This window comes from Phycisphaeraceae bacterium (genome assembly GCA_019636555.1).
In the GTDB taxonomy this organism is placed as follows: domain Bacteria; phylum Planctomycetota; class Phycisphaerae; order Phycisphaerales; family UBA1924; genus JAFEBO01.
The window spans coordinates 1,230,046-1,244,568 of record JAHBXH010000001.1; the positions used below are offsets into that span (position 1 = coordinate 1,230,046).

12 protein-coding genes are annotated in these 14,523 nt (G+C 62.7%); 11 read left to right on the forward strand and 1 reads right to left on the reverse strand.

The window, feature by feature from the left end; genetic code table 11:
• Positions 1-67: 67 nt before the first annotated feature.
• The 8 genes from KF691_05025 (at position 68) to KF691_05060 (ending at position 10,395) form a co-directional block, all read left to right on the forward strand.
• On the forward strand, positions 68-1,987 hold the full coding sequence (locus KF691_05025; protein ID MBX3388798.1) for a glycogen/starch synthase: 1,920 nt from the start codon (positions 68-70) through the stop codon (positions 1,985-1,987).
• Complete coding sequence (gene rnhA, locus KF691_05030; GenBank protein ID MBX3388799.1) at positions 1,984-2,490, forward strand: ribonuclease HI; 507 nt, start codon at positions 1,984-1,986, stop codon at positions 2,488-2,490. Before KF691_05025 ends, rnhA begins: the two co-directional genes overlap by 4 nt.
• Positions 2,491-2,560: 70 nt before the next feature.
• Positions 2,561-3,490 carry an SGNH/GDSL hydrolase family protein gene (locus KF691_05035; GenBank protein ID MBX3388800.1) on the forward strand — a complete coding sequence of 310 codons (930 nt, stop codon included), beginning with the start codon at positions 2,561-2,563 and terminating at the stop codon, positions 3,488-3,490.
• A 199-nt stretch (positions 3,491-3,689) separates the two neighbouring features.
• Positions 3,690-4,745: a PilT/PilU family type 4a pilus ATPase gene (locus tag KF691_05040; protein MBX3388801.1), complete on the forward strand. Its 1,056-nt coding sequence runs from the start codon at positions 3,690-3,692 to the stop codon at positions 4,743-4,745.
• 114 nt (positions 4,746-4,859) lie between these two features.
• A complete protein-coding gene (locus KF691_05045; GenBank protein MBX3388802.1) occupies positions 4,860-6,086 on the forward strand; it encodes a type II secretion system F family protein in 1,227 nt (408 codons plus the stop codon).
• A 69-nt stretch (positions 6,087-6,155) separates the two neighbouring features.
• Entirely contained in the window at positions 6,156-6,827 is a 672-nt protein-coding gene (locus KF691_05050; protein ID MBX3388803.1) for a prepilin-type N-terminal cleavage/methylation domain-containing protein, read from the forward strand.
• An 86-nt stretch (positions 6,828-6,913) separates the two neighbouring features.
• Positions 6,914-9,784, forward strand: a complete 2,871-nt coding sequence (locus KF691_05055) for a hypothetical protein (protein ID MBX3388804.1) — start codon at positions 6,914-6,916, stop codon at positions 9,782-9,784.
• A complete protein-coding gene (locus tag KF691_05060; GenBank protein MBX3388805.1) occupies positions 9,781-10,395 on the forward strand; it encodes a type II secretion system protein in 615 nt (204 codons plus the stop codon). The genes KF691_05055 and KF691_05060 overlap by 4 nt, the downstream gene beginning before the upstream one ends.
• Positions 10,396-10,418: 23 nt before the next feature.
• Here the strand turns inward: KF691_05060 and KF691_05065 are convergent, their stop codons facing one another.
• Positions 10,419-11,351 (reverse strand): NAD(P)H-hydrate dehydratase, encoded by a 933-nt coding sequence (locus KF691_05065; protein MBX3388806.1) that lies wholly within the window; start codon positions 11,349-11,351, stop codon positions 10,419-10,421.
• A 64-nt stretch (positions 11,352-11,415) separates the two neighbouring features.
• Between KF691_05065 and KF691_05070 the strand changes: the two genes are divergently transcribed.
• The 3 genes from KF691_05070 to galE all read left to right on the forward strand — a co-directional run bounded on the left by KF691_05070 (position 11,416) and on the right by galE (position 14,424).
• The gene (locus KF691_05070; GenBank protein MBX3388807.1) at positions 11,416-12,201 is read left to right on the forward strand and encodes a TatD family hydrolase; all 786 of its coding nucleotides are present in this window, start codon (positions 11,416-11,418) and stop codon (positions 12,199-12,201) included.
• Positions 12,202-12,222: 21 nt separating this feature from the next.
• A complete protein-coding gene (lgt, locus tag KF691_05075) occupies positions 12,223-13,326 on the forward strand; it encodes a prolipoprotein diacylglyceryl transferase (GenBank protein ID MBX3388808.1) in 1,104 nt (367 codons plus the stop codon).
• A gap of 72 nt (positions 13,327-13,398) precedes the next feature.
• Positions 13,399-14,424, forward strand: coding sequence for a UDP-glucose 4-epimerase GalE (gene galE, locus KF691_05080; GenBank protein ID MBX3388809.1), 1,026 nt, complete (start codon positions 13,399-13,401; stop codon positions 14,422-14,424).
• Positions 14,425-14,523 lie beyond the last annotated feature (99 nt).

Below are 14,523 nucleotides of genomic sequence, written 5' to 3' on the forward strand. Positions count from 1 at the left end.
TAGGAAACGCGGGCTCGGTTTCCGCAAAGCGTTGCGCGAAGATTCGCATCGGCTAGACTCTCGGCCGATGGCCGAAACCACGACCAACCCTGCGACAGGTACGGACGAAACCGATGTCGCACGTCAAAGCGAGGGAGCCTATCTCTTCGAGACGGCGTGGGAAGTCTGCAACCAGGTCGGCGGCATCTACCAGGTCATTCGGTCCAAAGTTCCGCTGATGATGGAGCGTTGGGGTGACCGCTACACGCTCATTGGCCCGTACAACGAGCACAAAGCCAGCGTCGAGTTCGAGCCGGTCGCCCCTGGCGGATGGATCGGGCGTGCGATCGAGCAGCTCGCGGGCCAGGGCCTGAAGGTTCATCACGGGCGCTGGCTTATTCCGGGCCGGCCACGGGTGCTTCTCATCGAACACTGGGTGCCAAACTGGAAACTGGGCGAGATCAAGTACTCGCTCTGGGAGCATCACGGGATCGAAACGCCGGGGACCGATTGGTTGATAGACGGGGTGGTGACCTTCGCCGACGCCGTGCGTCGTGTGTTCGAGGCGCTCTGCGAGCAGCGCGCGACTTCGGCGGGCGCCTCGCGCACTACGAAGACCACGCCGCGGATCCTCATCGGTCATTTTCACGAGTGGATGGCGGGCCTGGCGATCCCGATGATCCGGCGGCAGAACTTGCCGGTCGCGACGGTCTTTACCACGCACGCGACGCTGCTCGGCCGCTTCATGGCGATGGGGATGGACGATTTCTACGAGAAGCTCCACGCCGTGAACGACGCCGAGGCGGCGCGGAAGTACAACATCGTCACGCAGCACAAAATCGAGCGGGCGTGCGCGCACGGATCGCACGTGTTCACGACCGTCTCGGCGGTGACCGCCGAGGAATGTTCCGCGTTGCTCGGTCGCCCTGTTGATGTCGTGCTTCCCAATGGGCTCAATGTCGAGCGCTACAACGTGGCGCACGAACAGCAGCAGATGCACGCGAGCTTCAAGGATCGCATTCACCAGTTCACGATGGGGCACTTTTTCCCCAGCTACTCGTTCGATCTCGAAAAGACGCTCTACTTCTTCACGTCGGGCCGGTACGAGCCGCGAAACAAAGGCTTTGATCTGTGCCTGGAAGCGCTCGCTCGACTCAATTCGGAGATGAAAGCGCACAAGATCGACAAGACGATCGTCTTCTTCATCGTGACGAGCAAGCCGAGCCGGAGCCTGAATCCGCTGGCACTCGAAAAGCGCGGCGTGATGAATGAACTGCGCACAGTTTGTCAGAACATCACGCAGGGTGTGGAGAGCAAGCTCTACACCCGAGCGGCGGCGGGCGGCAAGTTGAAGCTGGACGATCTCGTCGACGAGTATTGGACGCTCCGCTACCGTCGCACGCAGCAGGCGATGAAGCAGCACTGCCTGCCGATGGTGGTGACGCACATTCTCGAGAGCGACGCGGACGATCCGGTCCTCAATCAGATTCGGCAGATGGGGCTGATCAACCGTCCGGAAGACCCGGTCAAGATCGTGTATCACCCGGAGTTCATCAGCCCGGCGAATCCATTGTGGGGAATCGAGTACGACCAGTTTGTGCGCGGGTGTCACCTGGGCCTGTTCCCGAGCAGCTACGAGCCGTGGGGGTATACGCCGCTCGAGTGCATCGCGATGGGTGTTCCGAGCGTGACGAGCGATCTTGCCGGCTTTGGACGCTACGTTGCGGAGCATCACCTCGGGCACGATGAGTGGGGGCTGACGGTGCTCCGGCGACGCGGGAGGGCCTATCACGATTCGGCGGCGGAGCTGTGCGCGAAACTGCTCGATTTCTGCCGCCTCGATCGGCGCGAGCGGATTGCGCTGCGGAACGCGGTTGATCGGCGGAGCTGGGACTTTGACTGGGCGCACCTGGGTCCGGCGTACCACGAGGCGCACGACCTCAGTGTCGAGCGCTTCTTTGCTTCCGGAGGATCAGGGATCGGTTCCTTGCTGGGGTCGGGATTGTGAGCAGCAAGAAGCCGCCAGGCTCGAAAGATGGAGGGGGCGACTCGCAAGCTCCTTCCAGATCGCACGTCGAGTTGTACACCGATGGCGCGTGTTCCGGAAACCCGGGGCCCGGCGGCTGGGCGTTCGTGCTCAAGCATCCGGCTTCAAGCAAGGAACTCGAAGCATCGGGTGCCGAAGCAGAAACAACCAACAACCGCATGGAACTCATGGCGGTGATCCGCGGGCTCGAAGCGCTCAAGTCGCCTTCGCTCGTCGATCTGTACAGCGATTCGCAGTATGTCCTCAACGGCCTGAAGGAGTGGATGGCCTCGTGGAAAAAACGGGGCTGGCGCACCGCCGACAAGAAGCCGGTCAAGAACATCGATCTCTGGCAGGAACTGGACGCGCTCCAGGCGACGCACCAGCTCCGCTTTCACTGGATTCGCGGGCACAACGAACACCCGGAAAATGAACGCTGCGATCAGCTCGCCGTCGCGGCGCGGGAAGCGCTCGTCCGAGGATGATCGGCGACACAAGGATTGCGTCGTGACCTTTGTTCCTCACCGAAAGCGCCGAAGAGACGGATCACGCCGTGTGTTCGTGCGCGTTCTGCTCTTCATGATCGTCGCGACCGTCGGAGGCGAGATCTACGCCCGTTATTTTCTCGGATTGGGCGACCCGCCTCTGTACGTTCGCGATTCGGAGATCGAGTATCTCAACAAGCCGGGAACGTACCGGCGTCTGGGTCACCCGATTCACATCAATCCATGGTCGATGCGATCGCCGGACTTTCCCGAAAAGAAGACGGACTCGAATGAACTGCGCATCCTCGTTGTCGGCGACAGCGTTGTGTACGGCGGCGCGTGGATGCGGGACGAGGACACCGCGACGTGGAAACTGGCGCAGAAGCTTTCGAAGGCCGCGGGCCGACCGGTCGTGGTTGCGAACATTTCCGCGGGCAGCTGGGGCCCGCCCAATGAACTCGCGTACCTCGAACGCTTCGGTGACTTCGACGCCGACGCGATCATCGTCGTGTGGAGCAGCCACGACGCGTGGGACGTGCCGACGTTCGCGCCGCTCGGGGTGGAGAATCCCACCGCTCGTCCGAAGTCGGCGCTGAGCGAACTGGTGTTCCGCTACGTGATTCCCCGGTATTTTCGACCGGCCGCGCCGCCGCAAGCTCACACCATGGAGCAAGCGGATGCCTCGCTGCACGCGGCGCGAGCGATTCTCGACTTTGCGCGCAGCCGGTCGATCCCCATCGGTGTCGTTCTGCACAGCACGCAAGCCGAGCTCTCCGAACGTTCCGTTGAAGGGCTTGACGCATTCCGCGCTGTCGCCGAATCCGAGGGCGCGCCCGTGTTTCTGACTTCGTCCGTCCTGGCGGCGCCAGCCCGGGAGGGGAGCAAAGTCTATCAGGACGACATTCATCCCACGCCGGAAGGGCAAACTCTTCTCGCGGATCTCTACTTCCAGATCGCGGCGAAGCTGCTTTCATCACCAATGCCGGGTGAGGGAAAGTAGCGGGTATCCCCGCGGCGTTCGCGGCCGAAGACCACCCGAATGGAGGTTCCATTTAATCCGTCTGGGCCGCTCGCGCGGCGGGCGCCGACCATAGGGCGTTCCTCCGAGCGCGAGCCCCCAAAGCCCCGACCCGCACGGACCGATCTTGCAGACGGCGCGGATTCTCCACGCGCCGCACACCACGCGCGGGAGGTATCCGTTGGACCTGAACACGATTCTCAAGACGGCTTTCGAGGCGGACGCTTCCGACGTGCACCTGATCGCCGGTCAGCCGCCGATGTGCCGCATCCACCAGGTGATGACCAAGATGGATTTCCCGGTCATCTCGGCCGAGAACGCGGAGAAGTTCTTCCGCCAGATGGCGTCGAAGGAAGCGCAGGCGACGTTCGAGAAAGTCAAGGACGCCGACTTTTCGTACCTCGTCGAAGGCTTGAGCCGCTACCGCGTGAACGCGCACATGCAGCGGGGCGTCATCGGCCTGGCGATGCGTTCGATCAAGACGAAGGTTCCGGCGCTCGTGAAGCTGAATCTTCCGGAAGTCATCGCGCGGCTCACGTATCTGCCGCGCGGGCTGGTACTCGTGACCGGCGACACGGGTTCGGGTAAGTCCACGACGCTCGCCGCGATGATCGAGGCGATGAACCAGCGCTACAAGAAACACATCATCACCTTGGAAGACCCCGTCGAATACCAGTTCGAGAGCAAGCAGTGCGTGATCGAGCAGCGCGAACTCGGTCAGGACATGCCCTCGTTCGGCAGCGGGCTCAAGCACTGTCTGCGTCAGGACCCGGACATCATTCTCGTCGGCGAAATGCGAGATCTCGAGACGACGTCGCTGGCGATTTCCGCGGCGGAAACGGGCCACCTGGTTCTCTCGACGCTGCACACCGTCAACGCTTCGCAGACCGTGGAGCGAATCATCGATATGTATCCGGGCGGTCAGCAGAATCAGATTCGGTCGATGCTTTCGAACACGCTGCAGGCGGTCGTGAGCCAGACCCTCTTTAGCCGCACGGATGCGCCGGGCATGGTGCCCGCCGTCGAGGTGCTGCTCTGCACGCCCGCCGTTCGCAACCTGATTCGCGAGGCGCGCACCTTTGAGATTCCGAACGTCATCGAGACCAATCGCGCGATCGGCATGTGCAGCCTCGACACCGCGATCGCGTCGCTCTACTTCAACGGGATGATCAGCCGCGACGACGCGATCGCGCAGGCCGCGTTCCCGGACAAGCTGGATCGTCAGTTGGCCGCGTAAAGGAGCAGGCACTTGGCAACAGGCACTTGGCACTAGGAAAGCCAGGCGGCCTGTTCGAAACTCGCGTTCACCCGGTACTAGTGCCTAGTGGCTAGTTCCCAGTGCCCTTCAAATATGCCCAACTACCGCTACCAAGTCAGAACGGCCCAGGGTCAGATCACTTCCGGCGTGGTCGCGGCGGACTCCGCGACGAGTGCCGCGGCGATCTTGCGCAACCAGGGTTCGCATGTGTTGAGCGTTTCGGCGGCGATGGGCACGGAGCAGGCGGCAAATCTGCTGGACAAGTTCCGTGAATTGAACGCGGGCAAGCCGACACAGAAACATGTGCTCGATTTTACGACGCAGCTCGCGGTGATGATCCGCGCCGGCATCAACCTCCGTTCGGCTCTCGAAGGCATCGCGGAGCAGACGCAGCACGCGGGATTCAAGAAGGTGATCATCACCCTCAAGAACGACGTGGAAGCGGGCAAGCAGTTCTCGGAAGCGATCGCCAAGCACCCCAAGCTGTTCAACCCGCTCTACATCAACATGACGCGGGCCTCGGAAATGTCGGGCAGCTTCGCGAAGATGCTCGACCGCATCGCGGGCTATATCGCCCAGCAGATCGAGACGCGCAAGATGGTTGTTGGCGCCGCGATCTATCCAGGCGTCATCGGCACGCTCGCCGTCGCCGTGACGGTGTTCCTGCTCACGTTCGTGCTCCCGAAGTTCTACGCGGTGTTCGAGGGCAAGGAAGACGTGCTTCCGTGGGCGACGACGTTTCTTATGAACTTCTCGAAGTTCATCGTGGCGAACTGGCCTTACTTGCTCGCCGGCCTCGCGATTGTGCTCGGAGGCGGTTTCGCGTTCACACGCACGGACATCGGGCGCTTCTGGGTGGACAAGCTGAAGCTGACGATCCCGATCGTGCGCTCGATGTTCCGCTCGCTCTACATCAGCCGCTCGCTCCAGACCATGGGGCAGCTCATCAACGCGGGCGTTCCGATGCTCGACACGCTGGCGATCACGGGCGAGATCAGCGGCAATCAGCTCTACCACGCGATGTGGAAGAAGGTCTATTCCAACGTCAAGCAGGGCAAGAAGATCACCGGCACGCTGACAAAGGATCCGTTGCTGCCGCGGGCGGTGAGCCAGATGATCGCGGCGGGCGAAGAGTCCGGTAAGCTCGGCGAGGTGCTCGACGAGATCAGCGTGTTCTACTCGAAGGCGCTGAAGGACAACATCAAGGCCGTCACAAGCCTTATCGAACCCATCATGATCCTCGTCATGGGCGTCATTGTCGGATTCATCGCCATGGCAATCATCCTGCCCATCTTCAAGATGAGCCAGATCGTCAAATGAATATCCGATAGTTCATGGAGGAATGCCGCACGCACGGCGCGCGTGCGGCGGCGAGGGAGACACTCCGCCATGCGCAGCGCCCGATCTCTCGCAACTCGATCGAATCGCCCGCGCAGACGGCGCGGATTCACCCTGATCGAGACAAGCCTTGCGCTGATCGTGATCGGCGTCGGCGTTCTCGCGTTCATCGATGCGCAGCGTTCGTTCATCGAGCAGAACAACTGGTCTAGCCGCGCCGCGACCGGCGCGCTGCTGGCGAACGAGGTGCGTGAGCTGACGCGGCACCTACCGAAGTACGATCCGGTGCTCGGACTGAGCGGCGGGGCGAACAACACCGTCATCGGATGGGGCGCCGGATCCGAAAAGATCATCGTGCGTGACTTCAACTGCCTCACAGATTTCGACGGGAAGATCTTCGGGCGCGACGGAAACATGCCGGGGCCGGTTTCGGCGGACGGAACGGTGGTTCCGATGATCGACTCGAGCGGCGTCGCGCAGCTTGACGGGAACGGCGCGCCAAAGGCTCTCGAAGGCTGGGCGCAATCGGTGACGGTCGAGAAAGTGGACCCGCTGAACTTCGCGACCGTGCGCTCCAAGGGCTATTTCGTTTCGCCGTCGGGGAACGACCCGGGCGTCGCGATCGATCAGTTTCCGCTCCGGGTCACTGTGGTTGTGACTCACCAGGACACGTACGACACGCAGCCGGTTGAGGTGACCCGGCTGATCTGGATTACGCCGTAGCAAGTTTCGAGATTGCGCGGACAGAACCCGCGGCAATCCTTTCCCGTTTGCGGCGCGAGATGGCAAGTCGAGGCAGGACCGAATCCATGAAACCGACCTCAACAATCCGATCGACGAGCAAGCGGCCTCCTCGCATGAAGCAAAGGAGATCGTCGACGCGTGAGCGGGGCGTCGCTTCGATTCTCGCGATGATGTTTCTGATCCTCTTCGGTTCGCTCGCGGCCGCGATGGCGATCGCCAGCAAGGGAAACATCCGTACGGCCGCGACCCACGTGCACGTGGTCCGCGCGCTGGGAGCCGCCGAAACCGGGCTCACCATCGCGTCCGCGCGCCTGCACGAGGCGGCGCAGCGCTTCATCATCAGCAAGAGCGATATCACGGGCTCGCTCGCTTCGGAACTGTGGAACGGCAACACGAGCAACGCCGGCACCGTGCAGGTTCAGTCTCCCCTGACTTCGTACCCCGAATCGTCCACCCCGTCAGGGATTGCCCAGGCGGTCGCCAATCGTCACGCGTGCGATCAGAACGTCGTGACGGGCGTGGGAGTCTCGCAGCCGACACTCGGCAACGCCATCAGCGGCGCGGACCAGGCCGTGTACGCAAAGACCGGCTGGTTGTACACGCCGGTCGTCGGCGTCGATCCGGCGGGAGCCGGCGGCAAACCCACGCTCGGGTTTTCCGTGACGTACGCCCCGCTGGTGGATGGCAGAACGGTCCGCGCGATCGTGACCGGCTTTGACTTCGGCTATACGCGTGCGGGCCAGCCGCTCTCCCGAACGATCATGCAGGACTTCGAGCTCAGCAAGCGCGTCAAGCAGGCGATCGTGAGCCCGACGCGCGTGATGCTCGGGCGAAACGTGATGGTGAGCGGCGATCTGGGCTGCCGGTTTACACAGGTGGACAAGCCCAACGGCGAGCCGCTGACAATGCGCTCCGATTTTCTTGGGATCGATCCGATTCTCGACCTGAAACTCAAGGATTTCTTCACCGGCGTCGTCGCGTACGACACCGACGGCGACAACCGCCTGCGCGTCAATCACCCGATCGAATCGCTGGGGATTCCGTCCAACAGCAAGGACTACGACGGCAGCGGAAAAGCGAGTAACGCGTTTCTTGACATCCTCGACAACGGGTACATCGATGACTTTTCCATCTTCGTCAAGCACTTTGACAAGAACGGCGACGGACGGCTCGCGCTTTCCAAGGCGCTGACACTCGGCACGCCCGCGGAGAGCGAGACGCCGGAATTCACACTCGACGACGACCTCGCGCTCCTCATCGATTCCGCGATTCCTGATCGGAATGTCAACGGCGTCTACGGCTACAACGACGCGAATCTGAACGGAAAGTGGGACAAGGGCGAGACCATCGCGGATATGGACGATGTCACGCTCGGATGGCGGGACGGTTACATCGACAAGAAGGACCGCTACGCGAAGGTGGGCGGCCGAGTGATCTACAAGACCACGCAGTCGGCCTGGACGGCCGCGCAGGGCGCCGTCGCGAATCAGGTGCAAGGCTCCATCGTTCCCGGCGCCGGCAAAGCAGCGCAGACCTTCGGCGCCTCGGACAATATTCTCCCGAATCCTTCGGATGCGGTGTTCAGCGCGCAACAAGCCGTGTTGGCAACCCTTGCGAACGGGACCGCGTTCAACACGCAGGTCGCGACGAATCTCGGCGTCAGTGCCGCATCGCTTGCGACGTACGTCGAACTCAAGCCTCGTTCGTCCACGAGCCCGCGATTCGAGCGGCTCGACCCCGACAACGACAACGACGGGCGCCCCGACAACTACACGACCGCGTATTGGGAGAAGATGCCCTTCAACTCGCCGTCGTGCACCGACATCTACTACCGACCCGTCTACCAGAACATGGTGTTCAAGAGCCCGGTCATTCCTGTCGGAACGAACGCGCTGTTCGTCAACTGCACCTTCATCGGCGTGACGCTGGTGAAAACAACTGTGGATAACACTCACCCGCTGTGGTCCAGCTACGGATTGATGACCATTCAGGGAGACGGTTTCCCGGGTGTCTCACCAGCACGTTCGGTCTACGCGGGTACCAAGTATCCGACGATGCTCCCATCGACCGCGGTTCCTCCCAATCAGGCGCTGCTCATCGCTTCGACTCCGCTCGACAAGGCGGACATTCCTTCCGATCAGGTGGCGCTCACGACCGGTTATTCGGCGCTCGCCAACCCGCTCGTCGTCGGCGGCAAGCGCATCGTCAACACCAAGCCGCTGAGCAACAACGTCCGTTTTCACGATTGCACGATCGTGGGCTCGGTCGTGAGCGACAATCCGACTGTCTTCACCAACATCCGAAACAAGGTGCAATTCACGGGCAAGACCAAGTTCACGACGAAGAACCCTTCGGCGCCCGATGATCCGAACTACAACCCGACCGATGCGCAGCTCGCCGAAATCAACAAGAGCAGCATGATCCTGCCCAACTACTCCGTCGACGTCGGAAACTTCAACGCGCCGCCCGATCAGGACATCCATCTCCAGGGTGCGATCATCGCGGGCCTCATGGACCTTCGCGGCAACGTCACCGTCGACGGAGCTCTGCTGATGACATTCAACCCTCAGCCCGGCGTGGCGCCGCTCATCGACGTCGGCGGAAACGCCGTCGGCAACCCGGCGGACTTCAACCTCAGCGTCGGCTATTTCGGGGCGGCCGACGGCGAAAAGGAAGGTATCGATCCTTCCACCCTGCCGATCGTCAATGGCCAGAGGATCGTGGGTTGGGATCTGAACGGCGACGGCTTGCCCGATCTCGTTCCGCCCGCCACTCCCACGCTGGCTCAGATCAACGCGGGCGCCACAGCGGTTCCGTTCTACGGCTACGGGCGGATTCAATTGCGGCTCAACCCGCAGATGACACTGCCCGACGGCATTATGCTCCCGCTGCAGTTCACCGCGCTGCCGCTGACGTACAGGGAGGGCAAGCCTTGAAGCCCCGCACACAACGCGCGTTCAGCCTCGTTGAAATGCTGATCGCGCTCACGATCACCGGCACGCTGCTCGCCGCGACGATGACCGCGTTGCACGCTTCGTTCCGCGCGTACAAGTTCACGACCGACGCAGCCTCCACGCACGTCGTCTCGCGCATCGTGATGCATCGGTTGCTCACCATGGTCCGCACGGGCGATCAGTTCGGCCCGTATCCGGCCGACGTGCTCGCGAAGAGCCAGAACCCCGTCATCAGCACTTCTCTCGAGTTCGTGTCGTATTACGACGAGAACACGCTGACCAAGAAGATCGTGCGTGTCGAGCGTCGCGACCCGAAGACCGGAGAGCAGGGGCCCTACACGCTCTACATGGTGCAGAAGACATACGTGAACGAAACGCTGACCGATACGCAAGATCAGCCGCTGCTGCAGGGAGTCACCGACGTCAAGTTCACGCTCGAATACGACATCGGCCCGCGATTGCGGCGCGCCACGCTTGATCTGACAGTTCAGCCGGCCGACACCAACGACACGCAGCTGCATACAGAACTGTCGGCGCCGACGATCCGGCTGGTTTCGAGCGTGATGCCGCGGAAGCTCGAGATCGAAGAGTAAGCAAATCCCTCCCGCGTCCGGTTTCACTTTCGCATTCTGTCGAGCACGGTCGGCAGCAGGTTCGTGAGTTCCTTTGCGACGAGCCCGGCCTGCGCATTTTCCTTCGCCCACAATTCTCCCGCAAGCGCGTGCGCCTGCACGCCGATGCAGGCGACTTCGAAAAGCGATAAACGCGGGCGGGCTGCGGGCTTTGCGTGCTGGGCAAGCAGGCCGCCAAGCAGACCGCTCAGTACGTCGCCTGTTCCGGCGGTCGCGAGGCACGCGTGACCGTGCTCGCACTTCCACGACTGCTGACCGTCGCTGACGACCGTGCCGGCCCCTTTGAGAACCACGATACAACCGATGCGCCGTGCGAGCGCTTCGCACGCGGCAAGGCGGCTTGCGTCGTCGTCGCCGGCGAGCGGGAGCGATAATGCGGTCGCGAGGCGTCTGTGCTCGCCGGGGTGAGGAGTCAGGATTGCCGCGGCGCGGAAGTCGCGGGCGAAGTCGGGAGTTGCCGCGAGCGCGGTGAGGGCATCGGCATCGATCACGAGCGGCACGTCGGCGTGGAGGATGGCGCGGAGCACGATCGCGCGAGTGCCTTCGGCGAGCGGATCGAGCGGGCCGGTATTCCAACCCAGGCCCGGGCCGATGACGATCGAGTCGGCGCTCTGGGTGTAGGTGTCGAAGACTTCCGCGGCTTCGTGCGGCACGAGAGCGCCTCCGGGCCCTGTCGGGAGCGCGACGCCGGTTGCAGAGGGATTGATTGCGATGACCTCGTTCAGAATCGGCGACGGGCAGAGCACGCGTGCGAGCCCCGCGCCGGCTCGTAGTGCCGCGAGCGATGCGATCGCGGGCGCGCCGATCATGCGGGCGCGGTCGTCGGCGCACCCGCCGATCAGGGCGACGGTGCCGAAGGTCCCCTTGTGTCCGTGCGGATCTCGTGCGGGTAGCTTGGGCAAATGCGGTGTGGTCATCGACCGAGTTTAGTTCGTGCGCGCGCGATGCAGTCGAGGGGTCTGGTTCTCCTACGCTGAGCGTGTGATCGACACGCATTGTCATCTCACGTTCCCGGATTTTCGCGGGCGGATTCCGAGCGTGCTCGCGAAAGCGGCGGAGCACGGCGTGACCGGCTGCATCACGATTTCGACGACGACCCATGACTGCCTGCAGGCGCTCGAGATCGCGGAGGCTTTCCCGAATGTCTGGTGCTCTTCGGGAGTCCATCCGCTGTACAGTGACAAGGGGCCGCACGAATGGGAGAACCTGAAGCGTGTGGCATCCTCGCCGCGATGCGTCGCGTGGGGGGAGCTCGGACTCGACAATCACTACGACAGGCCCGTGCGCAGCCTGCAGCGCGAGGTGCTGGAGGCGCAGCTCGCGCACCTTTCGAAGTGGAAGAGGGATGGGCTCGACAAGCCGATCGTGCTGCATTGCCGCGAGGCGTTTGATGATCTCATTCCGATCTTGAAGCGCGCGGCGTTCGACCCCGGGAAGTTCGTTTTCCACTGCTTTACCGGGGGGGCGCGCGAGATGCGTGCTCTTCTCGACTTTGGCGCGATGGTATCGATCACAGGCGTCGCGACGTATCGCAATGCCGAGGACGTGCGCGAGGCGATCCGGCTGGTTCCGGCGGATCGCATCATGATCGAGACCGATGCACCGTTTCTCTCGCCCGATCCGCATCGCGGGGTGCGTCCGTGCGAGCCCTGGATGTCGAGCGTGACGGCGCGATCTGTCGCGGCGACGCGATCGGAAGACTGGGAGCAGTTCCACCGGCAGATCAACGAGAACAGCCGCCGTTTCTACGGCGTCGATGCGAAGTAGCGCTCGCTACACTCTCGGCCAATGCCGACGCTGGCTTCCTGGCTGCACGATCTCAGCCCTTTCGCGATCAAAGTCTCCGATGGATTTGGGCTGCGCTGGTATGGGTTGTCATATGCCGCGGGTTTTCTGGTTGCGTATCTGTTCATGCGAACGCTCGCGGCACGAAACCTGATCCTCATTCCGAAGGACCGCGTTGCCGACGCGATGACATGGCTCATCCTCGGAGTGGTGGTTGGGGGGCGCCTCGGCTACGCGCTATTTTACGACCCGCAGCTCTTTACGAACTTCTCCTCTTCGTTTCCGTGGTGGGGGCTCTTTGCGCTCAACAAGGGCGGCATGGCGAGCCACGGCGGCATCGCGGGGGTGATCATCGCGAGCTGGTGGATCTCGCGCGGTTTCAGAGGTCAATCGGGCAATATTGTGGGCAAGTGCTCGATGCTCCACGTGCTCGACGTGATGTCGGTCGCGGCGCCGCCGGGACTCTTCTTCGGACGGATCGCGAATTTCATCAACGGCGAATTGCTTGGCAAGGTTGTGGCGATGCCTAGCGAGAAGGGCCCCTGGTGGACTGTTCAATTTCCGCAGGAAGTGCTCTCGACGCCGATGAGCCAGGGCGGGCACCGGCCGCCGCTCACGATCGAGCAGCAGCACGCGCTCGACACCCTCATTCTGAAGCACGCGCTACCGACCGACGGCTTCGAGCAGGCGTACCAGCGCGTGCTCGACCAATTGCAGCGTGGCGGCGAAGCGGGCCGGCGGGTTGCTGCGGAACTCGCGCCGGTCATCTCCTCGCGCCATCCGTCGCAGCTCTACCAGGCGTTCGCCGAGGGAATCGTGCTCTGGGTAACGCTGATGCTCATCTGGCGAAAGCCCCGAGTTTCCGGCGTTGTCGCTTCGTGGTTCCTGATTATTTATGGCGTTCTGCGCGTCGCGACGGAGTTCTGGCGTCTGCCCGACGCACAGCTGACCGTGCAAAGGGTTTTGGGTCTGTCCCGCGGCCAATGGCTCAGCGTGCTCATGATCGTCGCAGGGCTCCTCTTGCTCGCCGGGTCGCTCGCGGTTGCGAGACGCTCGTCGCCGACCAGATACGTCGGGGGCTGGGGCAAGAGAGCGTCAACGGTGTGAGAAAAGGCCTCGATTCTGTCGATAGAGAGAATGGACAGGGGCCACTTGGGCGTGTAATGGGAGTGAAGCAACGTGAGAGTGCTGGTGACAGGAGGCGCGGGCTACATCGGATCGCACGCGTGCGACGCGCTTCTGAATGCCGGACATTCGGTCAGCATCCTCGACAATCTTTCGCGCGGACACAAAGCCGCTGTTGAGATTCTCGCGCGACGGGCGCCGGGTCGGCTTGCGTTCATTCAGGGTGATACAGGCGATCCCGCGGCACTCGACCGCGCGTTCGATGGAGGCGTCGATGCCGTCATGCACTTTGCGGCGTTCGCGAACGTCGGAGAATCCGCCGCAGACCCTGTGCTGTACTACCGCAACAACGTCGGGGCGATGATCCCGCTGGCGGAGGCGATCCGCAAGCGCCGCGTCACGCGCATCGTGTACTCGTCGAGTTGCTCGGTGTACGGGCAGCCGCCGGAGAACCTGATCCCTCTTCATGAATCCGCGCCACTCGCGCCGCTCAGTCCGTACGGGCGCACCAAGCTCATCGGCGAACAGATTCTGCAGGATGTGGTCGCGGCGCTCGCGATGGACGGTGAAAAAGCAGCGCTCACGTGCCTTCGCTATTTCAATGTCGCGGGCTGCGAGCCGCGCGGCGAACTCGGCGAAGATCACGAACCCGAATTGCATCTGCTCCCGGTCGTGCTGCGGGCCGCGATGTCGGATCGGCCGAGCATGAAACTCTTCGGGACCGACTATCCGACTCCGGATGGAACGTGCGTACGCGACTACGCGCATGTTTGCGACATTGCCGACGCGCACGTGAGAGCGCTGGAGCGGATCTCGCCGGGTGAAACGGTCATGCTGAATCTTGGCTTGGGGCGGGGCATCTCGAACAGAGAAATAATCGACGCGGCACAGCGCGTGACCGGTCGCACCATCAAGGTGGAGGCCGCGCCCAGGCGTGAGGGCGATCCGGCACAACTCTTCGCGAACCCAATGAACGCCAGCGCGCGGCTCGGGTGGTCGCCCCGTTTTACAAAACTTGAAGAAATTGTCGAGACGGCGTGGAAATGGTTCTCCGCCCACCCGCGCGGCTACCGCGCCTGATCCACCCGAACCGATACGCGGCGCACCCGGGCGAAGTTCTGCCGAATTCGCACGAGTTTTCCGCCTGCATTGTCGAAGATCGCTGCGTGGCCGCGTTGA

Coding starts and splice junctions, on each gene's coding strand:
- lgt (MBX3388808.1), top strand. CDS start 12,223: ATGCCGACGCTGGCTTCCTGGCTGCACGATCTCAGCCCTTTCGCGATC.
- KF691_05065 (MBX3388806.1), bottom strand. CDS start 11,351: ATGACCACACCGCATTTGCCCAAGCTACCCGCACGAGATCCGCACGGA.
- KF691_05025 (MBX3388798.1), top strand. CDS start 68: ATGGCCGAAACCACGACCAACCCTGCGACAGGTACGGACGAAACCGAT.
- KF691_05045 (MBX3388802.1), top strand. CDS start 4,860: ATGCCCAACTACCGCTACCAAGTCAGAACGGCCCAGGGTCAGATCACT.
- KF691_05050 (MBX3388803.1), top strand. CDS start 6,156: ATGCGCAGCGCCCGATCTCTCGCAACTCGATCGAATCGCCCGCGCAGA.
- KF691_05055 (MBX3388804.1), top strand. CDS start 6,914: ATGAAACCGACCTCAACAATCCGATCGACGAGCAAGCGGCCTCCTCGC.